This window comes from Mycobacterium sp. IS-1590 (genome assembly GCF_001500025.1).
Lineage (GTDB): Bacteria > Actinomycetota > Actinomycetes > Mycobacteriales > Mycobacteriaceae > Mycobacterium.
In genome coordinates this window covers 350,223-362,088 of record NZ_LQIW01000001.1, presented here as the reverse complement: position 1 = coordinate 362,088, position 11,866 = coordinate 350,223, and the positions used below count along the sequence as shown (strand labels likewise).

Sequence of the window (11,866 nt, the reverse complement as noted above, 5' to 3'; positions counted from 1 at the left end):
TAGCCGGAGTTATGGAGGGAACGCGGTTGATCGAGATTCGGGCGGCGCTGCTGCTGGCGACGGGACTGATTGCGGTACCGGGGATCCCGATGGCCGCCGCGGCAATGGTCGAAGACGACGCCTGGCAGCCGAGTTCCGAGACGACGGTGCTGGCCAGCGAGGACGGCAACGAGATCTCCGTCGCCGGCCCTGCGGGCTGGGATGCCCGCGAATTCGGCAACGGGGTCGGCTACCGCTCCGGTGACGAGCTGGTCATCGTGCAGGTCTTCGACCGGGGAGGCCGAGATGTCGACGCGGTCGCGCGGCGGCTCATGCGAGCGGACCGTGTCACCGGTTCCAGCGCCGCGATGACAGGCGAAATCGTCACGACCGCCGACGGCACCCTCACCGGTGTGGGGTGTGAGCTCGTCGCCGGCGACCGTCTGGGCGAATGCGCATTTCTTGCCGACGACGACGTCATCGTGTGGGTTCAGACCCTGGGGACCGCCGATCAGCCCGCACCGCCGCTGGACCTCGTGGTGGCACCGATCGGAAGGGAACAGCCGTGAGCGATACGACGGTGCCGCAACGGCGTCCTGTGGTGTACCGCCCTGAGTCCGCGGTGTTCTGGGTTTTCGTGGTGGCGTTGATCATCGGTACGTTCGCGCTGCTCGACGACTCCGGCCCGGTCATCCGCGCGACGCTCGACGCCACCATCGACCTGTCGTGGCTATGGGTGCTGTTCATCGTGTTCATGGTGTGGTTGATCTTCCGGTTCGACCCGTTCCGTAGTGGGCGGCGTTATCCGCAGGCCCTCGTGGCGGGCTTCGCACTGGGCGGCACCACGGCCGTGGCGATGGCGATGAACGGCAACGGTGGGCTCGGCCAGTTGTGGAGCATGGTGCTGCCACCGGAGACGTTCACCGATTGGGAGGCCTCGCTCACCGCCCCCATCATCGAGGAAGCGTCCAAGGCGTTGTGCGCGGCGGTGATATTGGTGCTTTGTGCCCATGTGTTGAACCGAATTTCGCATGCGCTGATGGTCGGGATGTTCGTCGGTTTCGGTTTCGACCTGATGGAAGACCTGTCCTACGCCGCCAACAGCGCGCTGCAGGACCTCGACTCGGATTTGGCAGGCGCGGGTGGAAACCTGATTGTGCGGTTCTTCACCGCCGTGCCCGCGCACTGGACCTATACGGCGCTGACATCGGTGGGCGTGCTGCTGTTGCTGCCGTCGTTCCGCGACCGCGCGCGATGGTCGACGGGGCGGCGGCTGGCCACCGCATGCGGACTGCTTCTCAGCGGCCCGCTGCTGCACTTCACGTGGAACGCACCGGGCCCGGTGGCGGCGATGCCGCTGAAGATGCTCGGCAGCCTGGCGTTCTTTCTCGTCATCGCGGCCTTGTTGTTGCGTGACGAGCGGCGCTGGGTGATCGCCCGCATCGAGGCCGGCCGCGCCAACGGCGAACTCTCCACCGTCGGTGAAGACGTTCTGGAATCGCTGCCGACCCGTCGCCGGCGTCGTGCCCTGCGCAAGTCGGCCAAACGGTCCGGAGGCCGCGCCGCCGCGAAAGCGGTCAAGGCCCAGCAGCGTGCCGCCCTCGACCGTATCCAGCGCTGCGGCAAGACGACGGTTTCTGACGAATTCGGCTCGGATTCCGTCAGAAACAGCACTCTCGGCGCAGCGCGAAGCGGCTAGCGCTTGGCGAACACCGTGCGGTGCCAATCCTTTTCGGCCACCCCGGTGATGTCGCTCATCACGTGCTTGACGGTGAGGTACTCCTCGAGGGAGTAGTCGCTCATGTCCTTGCCGAAACCGGAGGCGCCGACGCCGCCGTGCGGCATCTCGCTGATGATCGGGATGTGGTCGTTGATCCACACGCAGCCGGCCTTGATCTCCCGCGACGCCCGCTGCGCCCGGTAGACATCGCGGGTCCACGCCGAAGCCGCCAAGCCATATGTCGTGTCGTTGGCCTGCCGCAGCGCATCATCGTCGTCGGTGAACGAGCGCACCGTCAGGACCGGTCCGAAGATCTCGTCGCGGTACACCTCCGACTGCTCGTCGACGTCTGCGATCACGGTCGGCAGGTAGAACGAACCCGGCCGGTCCGGGGCGGACCCGCCACAGACGATTCGCCCGCCCTGACCCGGCGCCCGCTCGACCATGCCGGCCACCTTCGCTCGGTGCGCCGCCGAGATCAGTGGTCCGAGATCGGTTTCGGAATCCTGCGGGTCGCCGACGACAACCTTGGAGAACACCTCGCCGACGCCCGCGACGAAATCGTCGTAGAGCTCACGCGCGACGATCGCCCGCGCGGCGGCCGTGCAGTCCTGACCGGTGTTGATCAGCGCGGCGGCCGCGGCGCCCTGGATGGCGGCGTCGAGATCGGCGTCGTCGAACACGACGAACGGCGCCTTGCCGCCGAGCTCGAGCTGCACGCGGTGGCCGTGCACCGCCGCGGCGGCCATCACCTTGCGCCCCACGGGTGTCGAGCCGGTGAACGTCACGACGTCGACATCGCGGTGACCGGCCAGCGCGGTGCCGACGTCGCCACCGGTTCCCGTGACCACGTTGAAGACGCCGTCGGGCAGGCCCGCCTCCTTGGCCAGGCGCGCGAGTGTCAACGTGGTCAACGGCGTCAACTCGCAGGGTTTGATCACCACCGAACAGCCGGCGGCCAACGCGGGCAACACTTTCCACACCGCCATCTGCAGCGGGTAATTCCACGGCGTGATCGTCGCGACCACGCCGACGGCCTCGCGCCGGATGCTCGACGTGTGGTCGCCGGAGTACTCGGCGCTGGCCTTGCCCTCCAGGTGACGCGCCGCGCCGGCGAAGAAATCGATGTTGTCGACGCTGCCGGGCACGTCGAACTCGGCGGCCAGCCGCACCGGCTTACCGGTCTGGCTGACCTCCTCGGCGACCAATGCGTCCGAGCTCTCGCCCGCCAGGTGCGCCAGCTTGAACAGGACAGCCGAGCGCTCCGCGGGCGTCGCGCCCGACCACTCAGCCAGCGCGCCCCTGGCCGAGGCCACCGCGGTGTCCACGTCGGCGGTGGTGGCCAACGCGTACTCGGTGACGACCTCCCCGGTGGCGGGGTCGGTGACCCGGTGGGCGGGTCCGCCGGTCGCCACCGCGGCGCCGTCGATCCAGCTGCCCGCCACAGTGGTGGAAACGGATGTCGCAGTCATGGCCACACGCTAACGGACCTGACGTCGACGGGCCACGCAATCGCCTACGCTTTCCCATAGCCGGACGCCGCCCAAACGAGTGATTTCATGGCTGTGGTTGCCCATGACGACGGATTCCGTGCACAATCACTGACATGCCTACCCCGGGTGCGACGCACGGCCTCGGCCCCGTTTCGTTTCGACTCAACCAGTCCCGTCCCGGTGCCGCGTTCCAGCTCGACGATCTGAGCAAGCAGATCATCGAGAAGCTGCAGCAGGACGGCCGCCGCTCGTACGCGGGCATCGGCAAGTCGGTGGGGTTGTCGGAGGCCGCCGTCCGCCAGCGGGTGCAACGCATGGTCGACGCCGGCGTCATGCAGATCGTCGCCGTCACCGATCCCATGCAGCTGGGCTTCGCCCGCCAGGCGATGATCGGGATCCGCTGCACCGGTGACACCACCAAGGTGGCCGAGAAGCTGGCCGCCATCCCGTCCGTCGACTACGTGGTGCTCACCGCCGGATCGTTCGACGCCATCGTCGAGGTGGTCTGCGAGGACGACGACGACCTGCTCGACCTGCTCAACACCCAGATCCGCGCCCTGCCGGGAGTGATATCCACCGAGACACTGGTTTACCTGAAACTTGTCAAGCAGCAATACAATTGGGGCACTAGATGACTACAAGCCTTTCGGCCGACCTCGGCGCGAAAGCCAATCGCCACCTGTGGGGGCACTTCGCCCGCCACGGCGCCGCGATCACCCCGCCGATCATCACCCGCGGTGAGGGCGTCACGATCTGGGACAGCAACGGCAAGAGCTACATCGACGGGCTGTCAGGGCTTTTCGTGGTCCAGGTCGGCCACGGCCGTCAGGAGTTGGCCGAGGCCGCTGCCAAACAGGCCGAGCAGCTGGCGTTCTTCCCGCTGTGGTCGTACGCCACGCCCACCGCGATCGAACTCGCCGAACGGGTCGCCGGCTATGCACCCGGCGACCTGAACAGGGTGTTTTTCACCACCGGTGGCGGCGAAGCCGTCGAGTCGGCGTGGAAACTGACCAAGAACTACTTCAAGCTGACCGGCAAACCCGGTAAGCACAAGGTGGTTTCGCGGTCCATCGCCTACCACGGCACCCCGCAGGGGGCGTTGGCGATCACCGGGTTGCCGGTGTTCAAGGCGCCGTTCGAGCCGCTGACACCCGGCGGCTTCCGAGTGCCCAACACGAACTTCTACCGCGCGCCCGCTCCGTACCAGGACGACGAGAAGGCGTTCGGGCAGTACTGCGCCGACCGCATCGCCGAAGCCATCGAGTTCGAGGGACCCGACACCGTCGCGGCCGTCTTCCTGGAGCCGGTGCAGAACGCGGGCGGCTGTTTCCCGCCTCCGCCAGGCTATTTCGAGCGGGTCCGGGAGATCTGCGACGAGTACGACGTGCTGCTGGTGTCCGACGAGGTCATCTGCGCCTACGGCCGGATCGGGTCGATGTTCGCCTGTGACGATTTCGGCTACGTCCCCGACATCATCACCTGCGCAAAGGGTTTGACGTCCGGCTACTCGCCGATCGGTGCGATGATCGCAAGTGACCGGCTGTTCGAGCCGTTCAACGACGGCAAGACCACGTTCGCGCACGGTTACACGTTCGGCGGGCATCCGGTGTCCTCGGCGGTGGCGCTGGCCAATCTCGACATCTTCGAACGCGAGGGCCTCAACGACCACGTCAAGGAGAACGCGCCGAGGTTCCGGGCCGTCCTCGAGCAGCTCTACGACCTGCCGATCGTCGGTGACGTTCGCGGCGAGGGCTACTTCTACGGCATCGAACTGGTCAAGGACAAGGCCACCAAGGAGACCTTCAACGACGAAGAGTCCGAGCGGCTGTTGCGCGGCTTCTTGACCCCCGCGCTGTTCGAGGCGGGCCTGTACTGCCGCGCCGACGACCGTGGCGATCCGGTCGTACAGCTGGCCCCGCCACTGATCAGCGGCCAGAAGGAATTCGACGAGATCTACCAGATCATGCGCGGCGTGCTCGCCGAGGCCGGCCGACTGCTCTGAGCGCGGCGCTGCCGAAGCGTAGCGTCGGCGCTGTGAGCGCGCCCGGATCCCACAAGCCGCCGATCGATCCCGTCCGCTGGCGGCCTCCGCCCGTCGACCCGCTTCCGGATCTGCCGTCGGCCGACCTGACCGTCGTCGGACTGCCCGGCAACGCGCCCGAGGATGTCGTCGTCGACGGCGACGGCGCCCTCTGGACGGGTGTCGACGACGGCCGCATCGTGCGCATCCCACCCGGCGGTGGCGAACCGGTCGCCGTCGTCACCACCGAGGGTCGCCCGCTGGGCCTGCACGTCGCACACGACGGCCGGATCCTGGTCTGCACCAGCCCCGGCGGCCTGCTGGCGCTCGATCCGGCAAGCGCGACGGTGCAGACGCTGGTGGCCGAGGTCGACGACCGGCGGTTGATGTTCTGCTCGAACGTCACCCAATCGCCGGACGGCACAATCTATTTCACCGAGTCGACCTCCGCGTTCGACTACGCCCACTTCAAGGGCGCGGTGATGGAGGCGCGTCCGCGCGGCAGCCTGTTCCGCCGCGACGCGGACGGCACCGTGCTCACCGCGGTGGCCGGACTGTACTTCGCCAACGGCGTGACCCCCACCGCCGACGGATCGGCGTTGGTGTTCGCCGAGACGATGGGGCGCCGGCTGTCGAAGTTCTGGCTCACCGGCGAGCGTGCCGGGACGGTGACCCCGCTGCGAGAGAATCTGCCCGGCCATCCCGACAACCTGTCCACCGGCGCCGACGGCCGCATCTGGTGCGCGATGGTCTCCCCGCTGAACGCGGCCGCCGAATGGCTCGCGCCGCGCTGGCCCGCGCTGCGCAAGCTGTTGTGGAAGCTGCCCGACAAACTGCAGCCTCAGATCAAGCCCGAGGTGTGGGCGGTGGCGTTCGATCCCGACACCGGTGACGTGGTCGCAGGCATCCGCCGTGAGCATCCGCGGTTCGGGATGGTGACCGGGCTGGTCGAAGTCGACGGCCGGTTGTGGATGGGCAGCATCGGGTTCCCCGCCGTCGCGCACGCCGACGTCGCGTCGCTGTCGCTGCGCTAAGTCACAAATGAAACTCAAGTAACACCAGTCACAGCGCGCCTACGCGCGATCGGCCCTTTCGCGGCTTAGTGTGCGGTCACGATGGCGAAGTTTCGAAACCCGCTGCAACGCGCCGCCGTACTGGCCACGGCCTTGTTCGTGGCCGCGGGTCCGGCCGTGGCAAGCGCGCAGCCGCCGGCGGCCCCCGAGGCCAGTGCGTGCCCGTACCGCGAGGTGACGCCACCCGCGGTCGACGCGTCCGAGGTGCCCAAACCCGGGCAGGCGCCACCCGCGCCGCTGCCGGTGCCTGCCACCCCGATGGGCGGGGAGAAGCTCTCCGGCTGCGGCGTCATCACCGCGCCGGGCACTCCGCCGCTGCCGAACGACATCTCGGCCGAGGCGTGGCTGGTGGCCGACCTCGACTCCGGCGACGTCATCGCCGCCAAGGACCCGCACGGCAGGCACCGGCCCGCCAGCATCGTCAAAGTGCTGACCGCCATGCAGGCGATCAGGGAACTGCCGCTGCACAAGGTCATCCCAGGCACCGCCGAGGACGCCGCCCAGGAAGGCACCAAGGTCGGGGTCGGCGAGGGCGGCCACTACTCGATCAACGACCTGCTGCACGGGCTGCTGATGTACTCGGGCAACGACGCCGCGTTCGCACTGGCCCGGCAGCTGGGCGGCTGGGACGCCGCGCTGCACAAGCTCAACGACCTGGCGCGCAAGCTGGGAGGCCTCGACACCCGGGTCGCGACGCCGTCCGGGCTCGACGGTCCCGGCATGAGCACCTCGGCCTACGACATGGCGCTGTTCTACCGGTACGCCTGGCGCAACCCGGTTTTCAGCGACATCGTTTCGACCCGCGCATTCGACTTCCCCGGTCGCGGCGATGTCGGTTACCCCATCGAGAACGACAACAAGCTTCTGCTCAACTACCCCGGCGCGTTGGGCGGCAAGACCGGCTACACCGACGACGCCGGGCAGACGTTCGTCGGCGCCGCTGAGCGCGACGGCCGGCGACTCGTCGCCGTGCTCCTCAAGGGCACCCGTCAACCGATCGCACCCTGGGAGCAGGCCGCGCATCTGCTCGACTACGGCTTCGCCACGGCACCCGGCACCGGCGTCGGCACGCTGATCGAGCCCGACCCGTCGTTGCTGGGAAACAAGACCGACGCCGATGGCGCCAATCCCGCCGTCAACGCGGCCCCGATGATGTCGGACATCGACGCGATGCCCGTGCGGGTCGGCGTCGCGGTGGTCGGCAGCGTGATCGTGTTCTCGTTGATCATGGGCGCACGATCGCTGAACCGGCGCCCGCAGCACTAGCCCCAGCGGCGCAACAGCGACTCGGCCTCGGCGCAGAGCCGTTCGACCACCTCGGCCGCCGAGCACGATTCGCGGACCATGCCGACGCCCTGTCCGGCGTTGACGGGCGCCACCCGGTAGTCCTCGGCTGCGGTGGCAGCGGCCAGTGCGGCGCGCGCATCGGCATCGACGAGAGCCTCGCGGCCGTCGAAGCGCTCGACGAACTCGTTGCGGAGCACCCGCTCGGGAAGCGTTGCCGGCCAGGGGTATTCGAGAGCAATGTCGAAGATTCGCGTCGTCACCGTCTCGTCGCCGGATGCGCGTATTAGCTGCTCGCGCGCCGCGTCGGACGTCGTCGCCTCGGTGCAGGCCGTGAACGCCGTACCCACCCAGGCGCCCGAGGCCCCAGCGGCCAGCACCGCGGCCAGGCCGCGGCCCGAGCCGATACCCCCGGCGGCGAGCACGGGCACCGTCACCGCGTCGAGCACCTCCGCGAGCAACGGCAGGGTGCCGACGCGCACCTCGCCGTGTCCGCCGCCCTCCGCGCCGCGCGCGACGATCACGTCCACGCCCGCGTCGGCCGCCAGCAGCGCACCGCTCACATCGGCCACTTGCGCGGCGACCGGTACGCCGGCGTCATGGGCCCGCCGGACCCACGACCACTCGTCGCCGAAGCTGACGGCCAGCAGCGCGGGTTTCACGGCGAGCGCCACCTCCAGCAGTTCGGGCTCGGCCGCCGCCACCCAGTGCACGAGCCCGATACCGAAAGGACGCTCGAGCCCCGCCACATGCGGAAGCTCGGCCGCCAACTTCGCTGCGGTGGCCGAACTTCCCATCCCAATCATGCCGAGGCCGCCCGCCCGGGACACCGCAGCGGCCAGGACGCCGCCGGCGGTGCCACCCATCGGCGCGTTGACGATCGGCGCATCGAGGCCGATGCGGCGGGACCAGGGCGTCGCAAGGGGCACGGTGCGACGTTACCGCTTTGTTACGGTGGGTCGGTCAGCACATGACACCGGACGAGCGGCGCCGTACCCGGTCAGCGACAAGACGGCGTTTCGGAGGTGTTGTTCCATGCCCTGGGTCATCCTCATGGTTTCGGGTGCTTTCGAAGCTGTGTGGGCAGTCGCCCTGAGCAAGTCGGAAGGCTTCACCCGCCCAGTGCCCATAGCGGTTTTCGTTGTGGCACTGATCATCTCGATGGCCGGTTTGGGTGTCGCACTGCGCGATATACCCGTAGGCACCGGTTACGCGGTGTGGGTGGGGGTCGGTGCGGCGCTCACCGTGGTCTACTCGCTGGCGACCGGCCAGGAGAGCGCCTCCCCGATCAAAGTGGCGCTCCTACTGGGGATCGTCGGCTGCGTGGTCGGCCTGCAGATGGTCAGCCAGAGTCAATGACGCCGTCGAAGCTTCGAAATCCCTAGCGCACCAACCGCTCCCGCTGCCGCAGCGGTCAGAACGCCGCCGACCCCGACGCCCTCGTGCACCTGCACCCGCGGAGTGATCTGCGCGCCCCCGGGCGGCGGGAGCGGTGCGGCCTCCATGTTCTCGATCGAGGTGGCCGCCCACGCCGTGGCGAAGAGGATGAGCCGGGCGGTGATGTAGGCGAACACCATCAGGCCCAGAACCGGGCCGAATGTCGCCCCGGCCGGGCCTGTCACCACCGAGCGCAGGTAGATCGACGCCACCTGCTTGAAGACCTCGAACGCCACCGCCGCGAGCAATCCGGCCCGCATCGCCGAGCGAAAGCTGATCGACTCGCGGGGCAGGCGCGCGATGATCCAGGTGAACAGCAGCCAACTGATCAACACCGAGAACACCAGCGAGATCACCCGCAGCAGGATGCTCATGCCCGGAACATCGCCCAGCCCAACCCATTCGACGGCCTTGCGGGCCAATCCGGAGCTGCTCACCACGGTGAGCGCGACGGTGGCCGCAATCGCCAGGAACAGACCGGCGATGGCCGTCAGATCCGACAACTTCGTGCGCACGAACCCGGGGGTGTCACGCCGCATCAGGCCCCACATCTGGCTCAGCGCCTCGCGAAGGTTCGCCATCCAGCCCAGCCCGGCCCATGCCGCGGTGGCCAGCCCGATGATCCCGACCGAGGTGCGCGACTCGATCGCGGAGTCCATCAGCTCGACGAGCTGCGTGGCGACGTCGCCGGACACCGACGCCCTGATCCGGTCCTGGATGTCGGCGAGCAGTTCGGGCTGACTGACCAGGATGAAACCGCCGATGGCGAAGCCGACCATCAACAGCGGGAACATCGCGAAGACCGTGAAGTACGTGATGCCTGCCGCGTAGAAGTCGCCCTTGCTGTCGTTGTAACGCTCCTGCGCCCGCATGACGTGGTCGAACCATTCGTGCCGGGCGCGCAACCGGTCGACGAACCCCTTCTTCTCGTCGCGCTCTTCCGGCTCGCCCGGAGTTCTCACGCCACACTCCCCACGTCAGCCCCCCGGCCGCAGAAACCCCAACCGGTCATATACCCGCCGCAGTGTCGTCGCAGACACGTCGCGGGCCCGTGCGGCGCCCACCGCCAGGATCGACTCCAACTCGGCGGGGTCGGCGAGCAGTTCGTCGACCCGGGCCTTGATGGGAGTCACGAACTCGACGACGGCCTCGGCGGTGTCGGACTTGAGGTCGCCGTATCCGCGTCCCGCGTAACCGTCGACGAGCTTGCCGATGTCGGCCCCGGTGACCGCCGACTGGATGGTCAGCAGATTCGAGACGCCGGGTTTGGCGTCGGGGTCGAAACGCACCTCGCGTTCGCTGTCGGTGACGGCCGAGCGGATCTTCTTGGCCGACGCCTTCGGATCGTCGAGCAGGCCGATCAGGCCGGCCTCGGTCCCCGCCGATTTACTCATCTTCGACGTCGGGTCCTGCAGGTCGTAGATCTTGGCCGTCGCCTTGGGGATCATCGGCTCGGGGATGACGAAGGTGTCCGGGAAGCGGGAGTTGACCCGTTGCGCCACATCGCGTGCCAACTCCAGGTGTTGGCGTTGGTCCTCGCCCACCGGAACGAGCTCGGTGTCGTACAGAAGCACGTCGGCCGCCATCAGCACCGGATAGGTGAACAGCCCGACGGTGGTGGCCTCGCTGCCTTCCTTCTGCGACTTGTCCTTGAACTGCGTCATCCGCGATGCCTGTCCGAAACCGGTGAAACAGCCCAGCACCCAAGCCAATTCGGTGTGCGCCGGAACGTGGCTCTGCACGAAGATCGTGCTGCGGTCCGGGTCGATGCCCAACGCGATGTACTGCGCGGCGGTGACCAGGGTGCGCCGCCTCAGCCGTTCGGGGTCCTGCGGGATCGTGATCGCGTGCAGGTCGACCACGCAGAAAAACGAGTCGTGGTCGTCCTGAAGGCCCACCCACTGCTGGATCGCGCCTAGCGCGTTGCCCAGGTGTAGCGAGTCGGAGGTGGGTTGGACACCGGAGAAGACGACGGGCTTCGGCGAACTGCTCATGATCGTCCGATCATTCCACGCGACCGGTACTCCACCGTCACCGGCGCGTGGTCCGACCAGCGCAGCGCATACGCCTCGGCGCGCTCGACCCGGGCGGCGACGGCCCGCTTCGCCAGGGCGTATGTGGCCAGCTGGTAGTCGATGCGCCAGCCGGCGTCGTTGTCGAAGGCACGGCCCCGCCACGACCACCACGCGTACGGGCCCGGCCGGTCGGGGTGCAACTCGCGGACCACGTCGGTCCACCCCGAGGCGAGCAGATCGGTGAGCCACTGCCGCTCGCTCGGCAGGAACCCGGACTTCTTGACGTTGCCCTTCCAGTTCTTGATGTCGTTCTCGGTGTGGGCGATGTTCCAGTCGCCGCACACGACGGCCTCGCGGTCTGTCATCGTCGCCATTCGCGCGGCGAGCTCGGCCATGAACCGTTCCTTTTCGAGCTGGCGGTCCGTCTCCGCCTCACCGGTCTGGACGTAGACGCTCGCGACCGTCACCCCGGCGGTGTCGACCTCCAGATAGCGGCCGTGCGCCCCGAACTCGTCGGACTCGAGCAACCGGGATGCCGTGATCGGGTGACGCGACAGCACGGCGACGCCGCTGCGGCCCTTGATGTGCGGTTCGGCCGACGCCAGACGCCAACCGTCGGCCAGGGCGGGCGCCAAGGCCGCGGCCAGCTGGTCATCGTCGGCGCGGGTTTCCTGCAGGCAGACCACGTCGGCGGTGGTCGACGCCAGCCACGGCAGCAGGCCCCGGTTCTGCGGCGACCTCTCCTTGACCGCGGCGCGGATGCCGTTGACGTTGATGGTGCTGATGATCAGCGTTGTCACAGCGGCAGACCATACCGACGTACTTGCGGTACCGGCGGTATCACC

At 68.3% G+C, this 11,866-nt stretch carries 12 protein-coding genes and 1 riboswitch; of the genes, 7 read left to right on the top strand and 5 right to left on the bottom strand.

Features of this window, described 5'->3' with window-relative positions:
* Positions 1 to 26: 26 nt before the first annotated feature.
* Together AU197_RS01760 and AU197_RS01755 are read left to right on the top strand one after the other, a co-directional pair.
* Positions 27 to 548 (top strand): hypothetical protein, encoded by a 522-nt coding sequence (locus tag AU197_RS01760; protein ID WP_156434269.1) that lies wholly within the window; start codon positions 27 to 29, stop codon positions 546 to 548.
* On the top strand, positions 545 to 1,678 hold the full coding sequence (locus AU197_RS01755) for a PrsW family intramembrane metalloprotease (RefSeq protein WP_082696444.1): 1,134 nt from the start codon (positions 545 to 547) through the stop codon (positions 1,676 to 1,678). Before AU197_RS01760 ends, AU197_RS01755 begins: the two co-directional genes overlap by 4 nt.
* Here the strand turns inward: AU197_RS01755 and AU197_RS01750 are convergent.
* Entirely contained in the window at positions 1,675 to 3,171 is a 1,497-nt protein-coding gene (locus AU197_RS01750; protein ID WP_064400648.1) for a gamma-aminobutyraldehyde dehydrogenase, read from the bottom strand. The two genes, AU197_RS01755 and AU197_RS01750, sit on opposite strands and share 4 nt — an antisense overlap.
* Positions 3,172 to 3,305: 134 nt before the next feature.
* Between AU197_RS01750 and AU197_RS01745 the strand changes: the two genes are divergently transcribed.
* From AU197_RS01745 to AU197_RS01730, 4 genes are all read left to right on the top strand, one after another.
* Complete coding sequence (locus tag AU197_RS01745; protein WP_064400647.1) at positions 3,306 to 3,827, top strand: Lrp/AsnC family transcriptional regulator; 522 nt, start codon at positions 3,306 to 3,308, stop codon at positions 3,825 to 3,827.
* The gene (locus AU197_RS01740) at positions 3,824 to 5,194 is read left to right on the top strand and encodes an aspartate aminotransferase family protein (protein WP_064400646.1); all 1,371 of its coding nucleotides are present in this window, start codon (positions 3,824 to 3,826) and stop codon (positions 5,192 to 5,194) included. The genes AU197_RS01745 and AU197_RS01740 overlap by 4 nt, the downstream gene beginning before the upstream one ends.
* 32 nt (positions 5,195 to 5,226) lie before the next feature.
* Positions 5,227 to 6,246, top strand: a complete 1,020-nt coding sequence (locus tag AU197_RS01735; RefSeq protein ID WP_064400645.1) for an SMP-30/gluconolactonase/LRE family protein — start codon at positions 5,227 to 5,229, stop codon at positions 6,244 to 6,246.
* Positions 6,247 to 6,327: 81 nt separating this feature from the next.
* Positions 6,328 to 7,551: a D-alanyl-D-alanine carboxypeptidase family protein gene (locus AU197_RS01730; protein WP_064400644.1), complete on the top strand. Its 1,224-nt coding sequence runs from the start codon at positions 6,328 to 6,330 to the stop codon at positions 7,549 to 7,551.
* Here AU197_RS01730 and AU197_RS01725 read toward each other — a convergent pair.
* Positions 7,548 to 8,498 carry an NAD(P)H-dependent flavin oxidoreductase gene (locus AU197_RS01725; RefSeq protein WP_064400643.1) on the bottom strand — a complete coding sequence of 317 codons (951 nt, stop codon included), beginning with the start codon at positions 8,496 to 8,498 and terminating at the stop codon, positions 7,548 to 7,550. The genes AU197_RS01730 and AU197_RS01725 overlap by 4 nt on opposite strands.
* 28 nt (positions 8,499 to 8,526) lie before the next feature.
* Positions 8,527 to 8,590: riboswitch (guanidine-III (ykkC-III) riboswitch) on the top strand.
* A gap of 14 nt (positions 8,591 to 8,604) precedes the next feature.
* Between AU197_RS01725 and AU197_RS01720 the strand changes: the two genes are divergently transcribed.
* Complete coding sequence (locus tag AU197_RS01720; protein WP_064400642.1) at positions 8,605 to 8,928, top strand: DMT family transporter; 324 nt, start codon at positions 8,605 to 8,607, stop codon at positions 8,926 to 8,928.
* Here AU197_RS01720 and yhjD read toward each other — a convergent pair.
* The 3 genes from yhjD to AU197_RS01705 are packed head-to-tail and all read right to left on the bottom strand — an operon-like array spanning position 8,922 to position 11,812.
* A complete protein-coding gene (yhjD, locus tag AU197_RS01715) occupies positions 8,922 to 9,968 on the bottom strand; it encodes an inner membrane protein YhjD (protein ID WP_064400641.1) in 1,047 nt (348 codons plus the stop codon). The two genes, AU197_RS01720 and yhjD, sit on opposite strands and share 7 nt — an antisense overlap.
* A 15-nt stretch (positions 9,969 to 9,983) precedes the next feature.
* On the bottom strand, positions 9,984 to 11,000 hold the full coding sequence (gene trpS / locus AU197_RS01710) for a tryptophan--tRNA ligase (RefSeq protein ID WP_064400640.1): 1,017 nt from the start codon (positions 10,998 to 11,000) through the stop codon (positions 9,984 to 9,986).
* A complete protein-coding gene (locus AU197_RS01705) occupies positions 10,997 to 11,812 on the bottom strand; it encodes an exodeoxyribonuclease III (RefSeq protein WP_064400864.1) in 816 nt (271 codons plus the stop codon). Before AU197_RS01705 ends, trpS begins: the two co-directional genes overlap by 4 nt.
* Between the last annotated feature and the right edge of the window lie 54 nt (positions 11,813 to 11,866).

Coding starts and splice junctions, on each gene's coding strand:
- AU197_RS01730 (WP_064400644.1), top strand. CDS start 6,328: ATGGCGAAGTTTCGAAACCCGCTGCAACGCGCCGCCGTACTGGCCACG.
- AU197_RS01720 (WP_064400642.1), top strand. CDS start 8,605: ATGCCCTGGGTCATCCTCATGGTTTCGGGTGCTTTCGAAGCTGTGTGG.
- AU197_RS01740 (WP_064400646.1), top strand. CDS start 3,824: ATGACTACAAGCCTTTCGGCCGACCTCGGCGCGAAAGCCAATCGCCAC.
- AU197_RS01745 (WP_064400647.1), top strand. CDS start 3,306: ATGCCTACCCCGGGTGCGACGCACGGCCTCGGCCCCGTTTCGTTTCGA.
- trpS (WP_064400640.1), bottom strand. CDS start 11,000: ATGAGCAGTTCGCCGAAGCCCGTCGTCTTCTCCGGTGTCCAACCCACC.
- AU197_RS01750 (WP_064400648.1), bottom strand. CDS start 3,171: ATGACTGCGACATCCGTTTCCACCACTGTGGCGGGCAGCTGGATCGAC.